The organism is Clostridium sp. Marseille-P7770, from assembly GCF_902143525.1.
GTDB lineage: Bacteria > Bacillota > Clostridia > Lachnospirales > Lachnospiraceae > Pilosibacter.
This window is the reverse complement of record NZ_CABFVC010000005.1, coordinates 58,839-72,732: the sequence shown is the minus strand read 5'-3', so window position 1 is coordinate 72,732 and position 13,894 is coordinate 58,839. Positions and strand designations below refer to the sequence as shown.

12 protein-coding genes are annotated in these 13,894 nt (G+C 51.2%); 11 read left to right on the top strand and 1 reads right to left on the bottom strand.

Annotation, left to right across the window (positions count from 1 at the left end):
• Positions 1–10: 10 nt before the first annotated feature.
• Together bioA and ychF are read left to right on the top strand one after the other, a co-directional pair.
• Positions 11–1,210 carry an adenosylmethionine--8-amino-7-oxononanoate transaminase gene (gene bioA / locus FN001_RS13065; RefSeq protein ID WP_142412137.1) on the top strand — a complete coding sequence of 400 codons (1,200 nt, stop codon included), beginning with the start codon at positions 11–13 and terminating at the stop codon, positions 1,208–1,210.
• A gap of 214 nt (positions 1,211–1,424) precedes the next feature.
• Positions 1,425–2,522, top strand: a complete 1,098-nt coding sequence (gene ychF, locus FN001_RS13060; protein WP_118530747.1) for a redox-regulated ATPase YchF — start codon at positions 1,425–1,427, stop codon at positions 2,520–2,522.
• A 393-nt stretch (positions 2,523–2,915) separates the two neighbouring features.
• Here the strand turns inward: ychF and FN001_RS13055 are convergent, their stop codons facing one another.
• Entirely contained in the window at positions 2,916–4,217 is a 1,302-nt protein-coding gene (locus tag FN001_RS13055; RefSeq protein ID WP_185911939.1) for an amidohydrolase, read from the bottom strand.
• A 344-nt stretch (positions 4,218–4,561) separates the two neighbouring features.
• On the opposite strand from FN001_RS13055, the gene lgt reads away from it, so the two are divergent.
• The 9 genes from lgt (at position 4,562) to mraY (ending at position 13,889) form a co-directional block, all read left to right on the top strand.
• Complete coding sequence (lgt, locus tag FN001_RS13050; protein WP_118322479.1) at positions 4,562–5,437, top strand: prolipoprotein diacylglyceryl transferase; 876 nt, start codon at positions 4,562–4,564, stop codon at positions 5,435–5,437.
• A gap of 1 nt (position 5,438) precedes the next feature.
• Positions 5,439–5,591, top strand: a complete 153-nt coding sequence (locus FN001_RS13045) for an aspartyl-phosphate phosphatase Spo0E family protein (RefSeq protein WP_118530749.1) — start codon at positions 5,439–5,441, stop codon at positions 5,589–5,591.
• Positions 5,592–5,975: 384 nt separating this feature from the next.
• Complete coding sequence (gene mraZ, locus FN001_RS13040) at positions 5,976–6,401, top strand: division/cell wall cluster transcriptional repressor MraZ (RefSeq protein WP_118322480.1); 426 nt, start codon at positions 5,976–5,978, stop codon at positions 6,399–6,401.
• On the top strand, positions 6,398–7,363 hold the full coding sequence (rsmH, locus tag FN001_RS13035; RefSeq protein WP_142412135.1) for a 16S rRNA (cytosine(1402)-N(4))-methyltransferase RsmH: 966 nt from the start codon (positions 6,398–6,400) through the stop codon (positions 7,361–7,363). The genes mraZ and rsmH overlap by 4 nt, the downstream gene beginning before the upstream one ends.
• Before the next feature lie 50 nt (positions 7,364–7,413).
• Positions 7,414–7,905 carry a septum formation initiator family protein gene (locus FN001_RS13030; RefSeq protein WP_142412134.1) on the top strand — a complete coding sequence of 164 codons (492 nt, stop codon included), beginning with the start codon at positions 7,414–7,416 and terminating at the stop codon, positions 7,903–7,905.
• Positions 7,906–7,924: 19 nt separating this feature from the next.
• Positions 7,925–10,066 carry a peptidoglycan D,D-transpeptidase FtsI family protein gene (locus FN001_RS13025; protein WP_486463521.1) on the top strand — a complete coding sequence of 714 codons (2,142 nt, stop codon included), beginning with the start codon at positions 7,925–7,927 and terminating at the stop codon, positions 10,064–10,066.
• 145 nt (positions 10,067–10,211) lie between these two features.
• Positions 10,212–10,889 (top strand): YkgJ family cysteine cluster protein, encoded by a 678-nt coding sequence (locus FN001_RS13020; protein WP_118299006.1) that lies wholly within the window; start codon positions 10,212–10,214, stop codon positions 10,887–10,889.
• A 119-nt stretch (positions 10,890–11,008) separates the two neighbouring features.
• A complete protein-coding gene (locus FN001_RS13015) occupies positions 11,009–12,748 on the top strand; it encodes a peptidoglycan D,D-transpeptidase FtsI family protein (RefSeq protein WP_142412132.1) in 1,740 nt (579 codons plus the stop codon).
• A gap of 172 nt (positions 12,749–12,920) precedes the next feature.
• Positions 12,921–13,889 (top strand): phospho-N-acetylmuramoyl-pentapeptide-transferase, encoded by a 969-nt coding sequence (mraY, locus tag FN001_RS13010; protein WP_118299008.1) that lies wholly within the window; start codon positions 12,921–12,923, stop codon positions 13,887–13,889.
• Positions 13,890–13,894 lie beyond the last annotated feature (5 nt).

Here is a 13,894-nt window from a genome sequence, read left to right as displayed (position 1 = left end):
GAAGAGAAAAATGATCTGGTATCCATATGAACAATTAAAAACAATGAAGGCACCGTACGAGATCGTGGACGCAAACGGGGTATATCTCTATACAAAGGATCAGAAAATGATCGATTCCGTTTCCTCCTGGTGGAGCGTGATCCATGGATACAAGAATCCGGTCATCAACCAGGCGATCATCTCCCAGGTGGAAAAGTTTTCCCACGTCATGCTCGGCGGACTGACCCATGAGCCGGCGAGAAAACTTTCGGAAAAGCTGGCATCCTGGCTTCCGGGAGATCTTGACTACTGTTTCTTCTCGGACTCCGGCAGTGTGGCAGTCGAGGTTGCGTTAAAAATGGCGCTTCAGTACTACATGAACCGCGGGGATGAAAAGAGAACGATGATCCTGGCTCTGGAACACGCCTACCATGGAGACACTTTTAAGACGATGGAAGCTGGGGATGATGAAGATTATCATTTCGTGCTGAAGGCGTACGGGGCAAGCCCATATGTCGCCCATATCCCGACGGAGATCACGGCGCTGGAGCAGGCGTTTGAGACATATCATGACCGGCTGAACTGTGTATTGGTGGAGCCGCTCCTCCAGGGAGCCGGAGGCATGCGGATGTACGATGTATCGTTCTTAAAAAAGGCGCGGGAGCTCTGTGATCGGTACGGTGTGCTCCTGATCTTTGATGAGGTGGCGACCGGATTCGGGCGGACCGGAAACCGCTTCGTGGCGGATCTTGTCCTTCCGGACATCCTGGTTCTCGGAAAGGCTCTGACAGGCGGATATATCGGCCATGCCGCTACCGTGGCGAACCGGAAAGTATTTGAAGGGTTTTACGATGACGTTCCGGAACATGCCCTGATGCATGGGCCGACCTTCATGGGAAATGCGCTGGCCTGCAGCGCGGCTCTTGCATCGATCGAGCTGTTTGAGACGCAGAATTACATGGAGAAGATCAGAAAGATCGAGGAGATCACACGCCGCGAGATGGCAGGTTTCACAGACCCGAGGATCCGGGAAGTCCGGATCATGGGCGGATGTGTCTGCGTTGAGGTCTACGATCCGGCCGTTCTGAAAGGATATCAGGAGTATGCTTACAAGAGAGGAGTATTCAGCCGTCCATTTTTAAATTACCTCTACGCGATGGTTCCGTATGTGATCAAAGAGGAGGAACTGGTACAGGTCCTTCAGTGCATGAAGGATTGGTTTTCAAGGTAGACATGTGAGGCAGTGCGGCAGTCATGCAAGTCATGCAAAAAATTCCTGTTAAGATTTACAAAGCAGAGCCCTTATGCTATAATTTATAGTCGCGATGGACTTTTTTGCCGGAAAGCGGGAGTTGCATCGAAAAAGTGAAAATTGCGTACAGGAAAATTAAAGAAAGGCGAAGAGCCCTGCATGGAAAGGTTCTTCGAACAGGGATTAAAATAAAATGAAGCTTGGGATCGTCGGTCTGCCGAACGTAGGAAAAAGTACCTTATTTAACTCATTGACAAAGGCGGGTGCAGAATCCGCGAACTATCCGTTCTGTACTATCGACCCGAACGTGGGCGTTGTACCGGTACCGGATTTCCGTTTAAAACTTTTAACAGACCTCTATCACTCTGAGAAGACAACACCGGCTGTAATCGAGTTCGTTGATATCGCCGGTCTCGTAAAGGGCGCGTCCAAAGGTGAAGGACTTGGAAACCAGTTTCTTGCAAATATCCGTGAGGTTGACGCGATCGTTCATGTTGTCCGCTGCTTTGAGGACCCGAACGTCATCCATGTAGACGGAAGCGTTGACCCGCTCCGCGACATCGAGACGATCAACCTGGAGCTGATCTTCTCAGATATCGAGCTCATCGACCGCCGGATCGCAAAGATGGGAAAAGGCGCAGCTTCCAACAAGGCACTCGCGAAGGAATTAAATATCTTAAAGGCCGTAAAGGAACATCTTGAGAACGGCAACCTTGCAAAGAGCTTCGAGTGCGAGGACGAGGAGGAGCAGGCATTTGTCGCATCTCTCGACCTTCTCACCTGGAAACCGGTGATCTTCGCAGCGAACGTCGGTGAGGATGATCTCGCAGATGACGGTGCTTCCAACCCGCATGTACAGGCTGTCCGCAAGTTCGCGGCAGAAAACGACAGTGAGGTATTTGTCGTATGTGCCCAGATCGAGGAAGAGATTTCTGAACTCGACGATGATGAGAAGAAGATGTTCTTAGACGACCTCGGATTAAAAGAGTCCGGTCTTGACAAGCTGATCGCTGCAAGCTACCGTCTCCTTGGCCTGATCAGCTATCTGACAGCAGGAGAGAAGGAGACACGTGCATGGACCATCAAGGTTGGCACAAAAGCTCCGCAGGCAGCAGGAAAGATCCACTCCGACTTCGAGCGCGGATTCATCAAGGCAGAGGTTGTCAACTACAAGGATCTTTTAGACTGCGGTTCCTACAACGGTGCGAAGGAGAAAGGTCTTGTCCGCATGGAAGGTAAGGATTACGTGATGAAGGATGGAGATGTTGTTCTCTTCCGCTTTAACGTATAATTTTCGGCTGGATGACAGGCTTGTTATAACAGATGAAGCAGCTGCGGAAAGTCCGAAAGTTTCCTGTGCGGATTGCAAGATCACAGGAACTGAACAGTTGTTATAAAGAAATATAAGAAAAGCCATGGAATGCGTATCATGTACGATTCCATGGCTTTTTTTGATCAAAATTTGTCTCAGTCAGATAAAACTCCCACATCTTTTGGATGTTAGGTAACACCAATTTGTCTCAGCTGCGTCCAATCTCCGGCTGAGATAAACACTCCTCGAAGGCGCATATGTCTGGAAGACAATGGGGTGCACCGATCGAAACGGAGCGCAGAGCGCAATGTTCTGAAAGAAAGTTGTTGGCTTTCACTAACTGAAATGGAGAGGAGTCTGTGCTGCCTTCTTCTATCTGTGCATGATCTCCCGCACGGTGGAGACATAAAGCCGCAGCCCCGTGAGCAGGGACGACTCATCAAAATTAAAATGATCATTGTGGTGCGGAGCAGCAATATTGGAGCCGATGCACATATAAGCAGCCTTTCCGCCGTGGGACTGGACTTTTGCCATCAGGTAGGTGGCATCCTCAGAGCCGGAGAAAGCGGCTTCCTTTACATAATTGGTGATCTCCGGGACTCTCGCGGCTCCGGCCCTGATGAACGGTTCCAGCTCTGCACTGCTGTCGGCACTCGAAGCGCTGCCCATGATCTTCGTATCCACGGAGCAGTCGAACATTTCAGCGGCCCCGTTTACCGCGTTCATAGCCTTTTTCAGGACAAGCTCCTGAATAGAGGCGGTCTCCCCGCGTGTCTCAAAGCGGATCATGGCATTCGCAGGTACGACGTTTCTTCCGCTTCCGCCCTGGATCGTTCCGACGTTGATCCGGGATGCGCCTCTGGAGTCCTGGCAGGCCGTGTGCATGGCGAGAGTTGCCGAGCATGCCGCAAGAATTGCATTTTTTCCGTCCTGCGGGGACATTCCGGCATGAGCGGAGACCCCCCTAAATTCGGCATCGACCTTCGTTGTGGAGAGAAATCCTTTTGAGAGGGCGACGAGGGAACCGGTATTCCATCCCATCCCGAGGTGTCCGGTGAGAAGATAGTCCACATCATCGAGGATCCCGCCTTCCGCGATCGACTGTGCGCCGCGGACTCCTTCCTCGGCGGGCTGGAAGATGACTTTGATGGTCCCGCAAAGATCATTTTTGAGCTCATTCAACGCGATACAGGTGTGGAGTCCCAGGGATGCGTGTCCATCATGGCCGCACGCATGCATGGAGCCGTCATGGATCGAGCAGAATCCGTCTTTCACAGGCTGGCGGTCCGCATCGGTGTTCTCGGTGACATCGTTGCAGTCGATATCAAAGCGGAGTGCGAGGACAGGTCCCGGCGTTCCGGTCTCGATCACGGCGCAGAGACCGGTGAAACCGTCCATTTTTTCGATGATTTCCGGGTCGGCGCCCTCTGCAAGCGCCCGGCCGATGGCGCTTTTCCGAACGCTTTCAGACGGGTAAGCCCAGAGATAATCCTTGTTGATGATCTCTTTTCCGTATTTCACCGGGATCCCGTGTTCCTTTAACTTCTTAATAAGAAGCGCGGTGGTGCGGTATTCGAGCCAGCCGGTCTCCGCGTGTCTGTGAAGATCGCGGCGCGTCCGGATCATGGAAGGCTCATATGATTTCAGTGTATCGAGATAGGTCTGAATGTCCATGGATGTTCCTCCTTGTAAGGGGTCAAAACCTTTTGACCCCAACATCTTATGGTTTCAGTATAAAAACTTATAAAATTGATGTCAATGGAAAGTATAAAATATACCGTAACAGGATTTTGCCGATGCTTCGCATTCCGAATCGGCAAAATCCGCGGCCACAACGGTATCATACGGAATTTTCAGTTCAGAAAATTCCTACCCGCGAAAAGTAACCGGAAAGTTCCACAGGAATCGTCAACTTTTGTCGAATAAACATGAGGACTGTCTGGCGAATCTGTTTGCTTTTTGCATGTTTTCGGAGTAAAATAAAACTCACCAAAGAAATAAAGGAGAAAAAATACGATATGACAGGAGCAGATGTAAGCTTCGTTCACCTCGGGATCACGATCCCGCATATGGTGAAGAGCTTTTCGATCGGAGGGATCTCCTTCGCATACTACGGGCTGATCATCGGGATCGGTATGATCATGGGACTTCTGGTCGCCCAGTCCGACGCGAAGCGCAGGGGACAGGATCCGGATATTTATGTTGATTTCGCACTCTACGGGATTATCTTTTCCATCATCGGAGCGCGGATCTACTATGTTTTCTTTCAGTGGGGATATTACAAAGACCACCTGCTGGAGATCGTGAATTTAAGGAAAGGCGGACTTGCGATCTACGGGGGAGTGATCGCCGGGATCCTGACGCTGCTCGTATTTACGAAAAAACGCCATCTTTCCTTTTTGTCCATGGCAGACAGCGCCTGCCTCGGACTTGTAACCGGACAGATGATCGGACGATGGGGAAACTTTGTGAACTGCGAGGCCTTTGGCCGTTATACGGACTGTCTGTTTGCCATGCGGCTCAAACGTAGTATCGTGAATGAAAGCATGATCTCACAGAACCTCCTCGACCATCTGATCCTTGACAACGGGATCGAGTACATTCAGGTCCATCCGACGTTCCTCTATGAATCACTGTGGAATTTCGGACTTCTGATGTTTATGCTCTGGTTCCGCAAACGGAAAACGTTCACGGGGGAAATGCTTTGTATCTATCTTGCCGGATACGGGATCGGAAGAACATGGATCGAAGGCCTGCGGACGGATTCTCTCCTGATACCGGGTACCGGGATTGCGGTATCCCAGGCGTTATCTGTTGTGCTGGCGACGGTATCTCTTGTGGTACTGATCTACCACAGGAGAAAAGCGTTCGCCCAGAGAAAGGGAGCAAACTGATATGGAGAGCAGGGAAGAACTGGTAAATCGGATCGAAGAGGCGAGAAAACGCCTGAACGGAAGCATTGATGGAAAAGAGGCATATGATCTGATCTACCGGTATAGTGTGGAGCTTGACCGGCTGATCGAAGAGTATATGGATGCGGGATATTAAAGTCCGCAGTACATAAAAATCGAATATACACCTGATGAAATGAAAAAAGCTGTCCGGATGGGCAGCTTTTTTCATTTCATCAGGAAAATTCCTTTGCTTAGGTGTGAAATCAGTCACAGGCAGAGGGATCCGGCGCAGTTATATCCGGCACATATGGGATCTTTTCTGTGGAAAACTCTGAAAATGTCCGGTTTTACACCGTTTCCCCGGCATATGGATAACTAAAAAAGCGCACCTCCTTTTATACACGAAAAAGTGAAAAATTCCTTGCTATTTTAAAGTAAATGTACTAAGATTACATTAGAAGTGGTGGAAAGTGGATAAAAGTGGTTTAAAATGGTGGATCGGTGGATAAAAAACAGTCGCCGTCCAACGGGGAGAGTCATGTTCATAGGGGAGTACAGTCACACAATCGATGCAAAAGGTCGTCTGATCGTCCCTTCTAAATTCCGTGAGCAGCTGGGCGATGAGTTCGTTGTGACAAAGGGATTGGACGGGTGTCTCTTCGTGTACGAAAATTCCGAATGGAAATCCTTTGAAGAAAAACTCCACGCACTTCCTCTTACGAATGCCAATGCCAGAAAGTTTTCAAGATTTTTCCTGGCAGGAGCCTGCGCCTGCGAGGTGGACAGGCAGGGAAGGATCCTGATCCCTTCTGTTTTAAGAGAATTCGCACATCTGGAAAAAGACGTTGTCTTAGTTGGCGTCGGAAGCCGGATCGAGATCTGGAATAAGGCAGTCTGGAACGAGAAGAATGTCTATGATGACATGGAAGAAATTGCAGAAAATATGGAAGGTCTTGGCATATGATTTTTGAACACAAATCAGTCCTGCTGATGGAGACTGTCGACAGTCTGAACGTAAAACCGGACGGGATTTACGTGGACGGAACACTGGGCGGCGGAGGACATGCATACGAAGTATCGAGGAGACTTGGCGAAAACGGACGCCTGATCGGGATCGATCAGGACGCGGACGCGATCGCGGCTGCGACAGAGCGCCTTCTCCCATTTAAAGATAAAGTGACGATCGTCAGAAGCAACTACAAAAATATCCGGGAAGTGCTCTTTAACCTTGGAATCGAAAAGGTGGACGGCATTTACCTGGATCTTGGCGTGTCTTCCTACCAGTTAGACACGGCGGACCGTGGATTCTCCTACCGGGAGGATGCCCCGTTGGACATGAGAATGGACCAGAGAAACGATAAGACAGCAGCGGACATCGTAAACGGATACAGCGAGATGGAGCTGTATAAGATCATCCGCGATTACGGTGAGGATCGCTTTGCGAAGAATATCGCGAAGCATATCGTGAGAGAGCGGGAGATCCACCCGATCGAGACGACACTGCAGCTCGCGGAGATCATCCGCGGTGCGATCCCTGCAAAGATCCGCGCAGAGGGCGGACATCCGGCAAAACGGACATTCCAGGCGATCCGCATCGAACTGAACCATGAGCTGGATGTCTTGAACGATTCCATTGACACGATGATCGATCTCTTAAATCCGGGTGGACGCCTCTCGATCATTACGTTCCACTCTCTGGAGGACAGGATCGTAAAGACGAGATTCCGCACCAATGAAAATCCATGTATCTGCCCGCCGGACTTCCCGGTGTGCGTATGCGGAAGAAAGAGCAAAGGCCGTGTCGTGACGAGAAAACCGATCGTCCCGTCGGAAGAGGAACTGGAAGAGAACAGAAGATCAAAGAGCTCGAAGCTTCGTGTGTTTGAGAGAAGCCAGAGAGCATCGCAAAAGAAGAATCCTATATAACTGTGAAGATACTGAGCAGTTACAGCCATTTTTAGAAAGGAAGTGATGGTATGGCAGCAAGGAGATGGAGAAGAGCCCCACAGGCAACCGAATATGTAGAGGGAAATACTGTCCGCAAGATCGAGCATGCTCCGCAGTATGAGGGGCAGGAAAGAAGAAAGCAGAAGAAACGGAATTCATCCCATACCGTTACAGTTCGGAGAAATCAGGAAAAAGCGCTTCAGATGAATCTTTTTTCCGTATTACTGCTGACAGCGGCTATGATCTGCACGCTGTATATCTGTGTGAGCTATTTAAAGCTCCAGTCTTCCGTGACGGCGAGGCTGAATCACATTGAAAGCCTTGAGGAGAGCATTGAAAAGCTGAAAGGGGACAATGACGCCCTTCTTACAAGGATCAACACATCGGTGGACTTGGATTATGTGTATAAGGTAGCAACAGAGGAGCTGGGAATGGTTTATGCCAATAAGGACCAGGTCCGCTTATACAATAAGACGGAAAGCGAGTATGTAAGACAGTATGAAGACATCCCGGAACGGTAATAATAAAAGAGTTTTTACCATGAGTATGAAAGAAAAGCTGGCGGTTACGGTTCTCGTAACGACGCTGGCTTTGTTTGGTCTTGTCGTTGTTTTATACCGGATGATCAAGGATAAAAACGCAGACTACACCCAGATCGTATTGAACCAGCATTCCTCCTACGACAGCCGGACGATCCCGTACCGCCGCGGTGATATCGTGGACAGAAACGGAACGTATCTGGCGACGAGCGAGAAGGTCTACAACCTGATCCTCGACCCGAATCAGATCAACCAGGATAAGGATAACTATCTGGAGCCGACGGTGTCCGCCCTCTGCGAGGTGTTCGGGTACGACCGGGCGGACCTGATGGCTGTGATCTCCGCAAACGAGAATTCCTACTATGTGCCGTATGAGAAGCAGATCTCCGCGGATAAGAAGGAAGAATTCGAGGCAAAGAAGAAGGAACTGAACGATGCCTACGCAAAGTCGAAGGATGACAGCGGAAAGAAGGTCAAAGGTGTCTGGTTTGAGGATGAGTACCGGAGATTTTACCCGTACAACACGCTGGCCTGCAATGTGATCGGCTTTTCCTATGATAACGGAAAACAGGGAAGCGGCGGGATCGAGCAGTATTACAACGACCAGCTGACAGGAACAAACGGAAGAGAGTACGGCTATCTGGATGATGAGGCCAACATGGAGAAGGTCATCAAGTCCGCCGAGAACGGAAACACGATCGTTTCCACCATCGACGTGAACATCCAGCGCATCGTGGAAAAATATATCGATGAGTGGATGAGCGGGATCGGAAGCAAGACCGCGGCTGTCATCGCCATGGACCCGAGAAACGGCGAGATCCTTGCCATGTCCTCCAACAGGAGATTCGACCTGAATAATCCGAGAGATCTGAGCAGCGCCTACTCCCAGGAGGAGATCGCTGCCATGACGGATGAAGGCAGGATGGATGCCTGGAACCAGATGTGGAGAAACTACTGTGTAAACGATACCTATGAGCCGGGTTCCCCGGCGAAGCCGATGACAGTTGCAGCCGGTCTGGAGGAGGGCGTGATCGGACAAAACGATACATTCCTCTGTGACGGCGGACAGGATGTCGGCGGATACAGGATCAAATGTGTCAGCATCTATGGACACGGGATCCTCACGGTAGAGCAGTCCCTGATGAAATCCTGCAACGATGTCATGATGCAGATCGCGTCGAAACTTGGAATCCAGCGTTTTGCGAAGTATCAGAAACTGTTTGGTATGGGCCAGAAGACCGGGATCGATCTTCCGGGTGAGGCGTACGGACTGATCTACAATTCCGACAATATGGGACCGACGGACCTTGCGGTAAACTCTTTTGGACAGAGTTATAACTGCACGATGATCCAGATGGCAGCGGCATTCGCCTCTGTCATCAATGGCGGTTCCTACTATGAACCGCATGTGGTAAAACAGATCGTGAATGATCAGGGATCAGTCGTCAGAAAGATCGAGCCGAACCTGGTTCGGGAGACGGTATCCGAGTCCACCAGCGAATTTATCCGTCATGCACTGTTCATGACCGTCGATGACGAGGAAGGAACCGGAAAAGCGGGACGTGTTGCCGGATATAAGGTCGGCGGAAAGACAGGAACAGCGGAGAAGCTTCCGCGTTCCGCACACAACTATCTCGTATCTTTCTGCGGCTTTGCACCAGCGGATGATCCGCAGCTTCTTTTATATGTGGTCATCGATACCCCGAACCTTCCGGGAAAAGAGCAGGCGCACAGTACATTCGCTACAGAGGTTTTCCAGAAGATCATGACGGAGGCTCTTCCTTACCTGAATGTGTTCCCGGATACGGATACCGCGGCGGAGGACGCAAGTCTCGCGGACCAGAGTGAGGGGATCACGAACAACAATGAAGGCGGACTGGAGCCCGGAACAGGAGAGACTGAGGCGGAGACAGAAGCGCCGACGGACGCTGACGGAAATGTGATCCCGCAGGAGACAACACCGCAGGATGAAGTGGTCCCGTTTGATGACGGTCTCGGGCTGCCGGATGATATGCCGGCGGATACTTCCGATGGTTCAGATGCGGGCACAGCGGAAGCCCAGAGCATGGAAGCCGTTCAGGAGACGGAGACAGTGCAGGACGGAGCGGAAGAGACGATGGAGACGACGCAGGCTGCACAGTAATTCCGGTGAAGACCGGTCAGCTTATGCCTGCTGCATGAAATTACGCAAACGATAAGCCGGAGTCCGCGCAATGCGCAGGGCTCTGGCTGCTGTCACAATAATGGGGAAATGCGCGGAGCGTGTTTTGCCACATGGGGAGAAGACGATGAACAGAGAGATGGATATGGCAGAGGTTTCCGACGGAAAACTCTATGGCCTGGATGATATGGTGAAGGCGGACTGCGCCGGGTGCGAGGGCTGCCACGCCTGCTGTACCGGGATGGGGACCTCCGTGGTCCTCGATCCTTTTGACGCGTACCGCATGACAGCCGGGACCGGAAAAACGTTTGAGGCGCTTTTGGCGGGACCGCTGGAGTTAAATGTGGTGGACGGGATCATTCTCCCGAACCTTAAAATGAGCGGTGAGGAAGAGACCTGTTCTTTTCTGGACGCAAATGGACGATGCACGATCCATGCGTACCGTCCGGGGATCTGCCGACTGTTTCCTCTCGGAAGGATCTATGAGGACGGCGGATTCCGCTATTTTTTACAGGTCTACGAGTGCGCGAAGGAGACCCGCGCCAAAGTAAAAGTCAGGAAATGGATCGATATGCCGGAGCCAAAGCGCTATGACGCTTTTGTCTGTACCTGGCATTATTTTTTAAAGGATCTGGAGCGCGTGATCGGGAAAGATACGTCCGGACAGGCTGCGAAGACGATCAGCCTGTATCTGATCCGGCAGTTTTACCTGTCTCCTTATAAAAAAGAAGAGGATTTTTATCCGCAGTTTGAGGAGAGACTTACCGGGGCGAAACGGGCTCTGGCCGGATTCCTTGCGATGTAGCGGATCGAACGGGAAAGAGGAAAATGCAGACCGGAAGCTGAGAACATGGATTTTTGCGCATGATAAAACGGGAAGTCCCGTATATTAGTTACCAAGACTTTTTATTGAAAGTTTTGGAGATGGCGGAATTTCTGACATATCACAGGAAAAAAATCCTGGTCGTTTTTGTGATCTCGGCGCTCCTGATGACAGGCTTATGCGGACAGCTGGGGTTCCTGATGATCGCAAGATCGGATCATTACAGCAAAATGGCGGATGCGCTCCATGAGCGGGAGCGGACCATCAAGGCCGCCAGGGGTGAGATCGTGGACCGGAACGGGACCGTGATCGCGGCGAACCGGACGGTCTGCACGGTGTCCGTGATCCACAATCAGGTGAAGGAGCCGGAGAAAGTGATCCGGGAGCTTGCGCGGATACTGGATCTTTCCGAGGAGGAAGTCCGGAAAAAAGTGGAAAAGTGGTCTTCCAGGGAGATCATCCGGACGAATGTGGAAAAGTCGGTGGGGGACGAGATCATGAATCTCGGACTTTCCGGCGTAAAAGTCGATGAGGACTACAGGCGCTATTATCCTTACGGAAGTCTCGCATCCAAAGTTCTTGGATTTACAGGGGCGGACAATCAGGGGATCATCGGTCTGGAAGTCATGTACGAGAAATATCTGAAGGGACAGGACGGTCTGATCCTGACACTCTCAGACGCGAAAGGGACAGAACTTCAAAATGCCGCGGAGGAGCGGGTGGAACCGATCCCCGGAAATACCCTGACCGTGAGTCTGGATGTGAATATCCAGAAGTACGCGGAGCAGGCTGCATACCAGGTCATGGAGAAAAAAGGTGCAAAGGCGGTCTCCATCATCATCATGAATCCTCAGAACGGAGAGATCTACGCGATGGTGAATGCGCCGGAATTTGACCTGAACGACCCGTTTTCATTGAGCGGGGAAAGCAGCGGACTCACAGGGACAGAGCTTCAGGATGCGCGGAACAAAATGTGGAGGAACCGCTGTATCAACGATACGTATGAGCCGGGATCCACATTTAAGATCATCACAGCCGCTGCCGGACTTGAGGCCGGAGTGGTCCATCTGGACGATAAATTTTCCTGTCCGGGATTCCGGATCGTGGAGGACCGGAAGATCCGCTGCCATAAAGTCGGCGGACATGGTGCGGAGACATTCCTCCAGGGCGCGATGAATTCCTGCAATCCGGTATTCATCGACGTGGGACAGAGACTCGGCGTGGATTCGTTCTACCACTATTTTGAACAGTTCGGACTTCTCGGAAAGACCGGGATCGATCTTCCGGGCGAGGCGGCGACGATCATGCATAAAAAGGAAAATATGGGGTTAGTCGAACTTGCGACGGTTTCCTTCGGTCAGTCTTTCCAGATCACACCCATCCAGCTCATCACGACGGCCTCCTCCATCATAAACGGGGGAAGGCGGATCACACCGCACTTCGCGGTCAGCGCGGAGAGCACGGACGGGATGTTTTACAGGACATTTTCCTACCCGGAAAGGACCGGTGTCGTATCGGGATCCACGAGTGAGACCATGCGCTATATTTTAGAGCAGGTGGTAGCGGAGGGTAGCGGAAAACGAGCAAAGCTCCCGGAATACCGGATCGGCGGAAAGACGGCGACATCTGAAAAGCTCCCGAGAAGCTTAAAGAAGTATATTTCTTCTTTCCTGGGTTTCGCGCCGGCGGATGATCCTCAGGTGATTGCCTTGATCACGATCGATGAGCCGGTGGGGATCTATTACGGCGGCACGATCGCGGCTCCGGTGATCGCGGATATCTTTTCAAATATCCTGCCGTATCTGGATGTGGAAAGAGTGGATCCTGCCGATCTGGAATGAATTTTTGCGCGTGGGCGTGAAGGTACGGAACAGATACAAATTTCGATTGATTATTAAGAGAAAAGGACGTATACTATTTACGCGGCAGACCGGAAAATGTGATGAAAAACAGGCCGGTCCCGCGATATTTACATAGGAAGTATGAGGTGCAACTGGAAATATGAGGTTCAGTATGGTAAATGAGACAATCCTGGCGATCATTATCGCCTTTGCGATCAGCGCGGCGCTCTGCCCGGTGGTGATCCCTTTCCTTCACCGCCTGAAATTCGGGCAGCAGGTCCGCGATGACGGTCCGCAGAGCCATTTAAAGAAACAGGGAACTCCGACAATGGGAGGACTCATTATTCTCACGGCGACCGTGATCACATCCTTATTCTATATCAAGAGCTATCCGAGGATCATTCCGATCCTGTTCGTGACAGTCGGATTCGGGATCATCGGTTTCCTGGACGACTACATCAAAATCGTCATGAAGCGGTCGGAAGGACTGAATCCGATCCAGAAACTCATCGGTCAGTTTATCATTACCGGGATCTTCACCTATTATCTGATGACCTCCGGGGATGTGGGAACAGGAATGCTGATCCCGTTCACCGGCGGATTTGAGAACGGATATTATCTGAATCTCGGCTGGCTGTTTGTCCCGGCGGTATTCTTTATCGTTCTCGGTACAGACAACGGCGTAAACTTTACGGATGGACTCGACGGACTCTGCACGAGCGTGACGATCCTCGTAGCGACCTTCTTTACAGTGGTCGCGATCGGCGAGGACAGCGGGATCAGCCCGATCACCGGTGCGGTAGTCGGAAGTCTGTTGGGATTTTTACTGTTCAACGTATATCCGGCGAAGGTCTTTATGGGAGATACAGGTTCCCTGGCTCTCGGCGGTTTCGTGGCATCCAGCGCGTTCATGATGCAGATGCCGATCTTTATCGCACTTGTCGGTCTGATCTACCTGGTGGAGGTCCTTTCCGTGATCATCCAGGTCACATACTTTAAAAAGACCGGCGGAAAGAGGATCTTCAAGATGGCTCCGATCCACCATCACTTTGAGCTTTGCGGATGGTCAGAGACGAGAGTTGTCGCAGTATTCTCGATCATTACGGCAATCCTTTGTCTGGTTGCCTATCTGGGATTATAAACATA

Coding starts and splice junctions, on each gene's coding strand:
- FN001_RS13015 (WP_142412132.1), top strand. CDS start 11,009: ATGGCGGAATTTCTGACATATCACAGGAAAAAAATCCTGGTCGTTTTT.
- FN001_RS13045 (WP_118530749.1), top strand. CDS start 5,439: ATGGAGAGCAGGGAAGAACTGGTAAATCGGATCGAAGAGGCGAGAAAA.
- FN001_RS13055 (WP_185911939.1), bottom strand. CDS start 4,217: ATGGACATTCAGACCTATCTCGATACACTGAAATCATATGAGCCTTCC.
- bioA (WP_142412137.1), top strand. CDS start 11: ATGATCTGGTATCCATATGAACAATTAAAAACAATGAAGGCACCGTAC.
- rsmH (WP_142412135.1), top strand. CDS start 6,398: ATGATTTTTGAACACAAATCAGTCCTGCTGATGGAGACTGTCGACAGT.
- FN001_RS13030 (WP_142412134.1), top strand. CDS start 7,414: ATGGCAGCAAGGAGATGGAGAAGAGCCCCACAGGCAACCGAATATGTA.
- lgt (WP_118322479.1), top strand. CDS start 4,562: ATGACAGGAGCAGATGTAAGCTTCGTTCACCTCGGGATCACGATCCCG.
- ychF (WP_118530747.1), top strand. CDS start 1,425: ATGAAGCTTGGGATCGTCGGTCTGCCGAACGTAGGAAAAAGTACCTTA.
- FN001_RS13025 (WP_486463521.1), top strand. CDS start 7,925: ATGAGTATGAAAGAAAAGCTGGCGGTTACGGTTCTCGTAACGACGCTG.
- FN001_RS13020 (WP_118299006.1), top strand. CDS start 10,212: ATGAACAGAGAGATGGATATGGCAGAGGTTTCCGACGGAAAACTCTAT.
- mraZ (WP_118322480.1), top strand. CDS start 5,976: ATGTTCATAGGGGAGTACAGTCACACAATCGATGCAAAAGGTCGTCTG.
- mraY (WP_118299008.1), top strand. CDS start 12,921: ATGGTAAATGAGACAATCCTGGCGATCATTATCGCCTTTGCGATCAGC.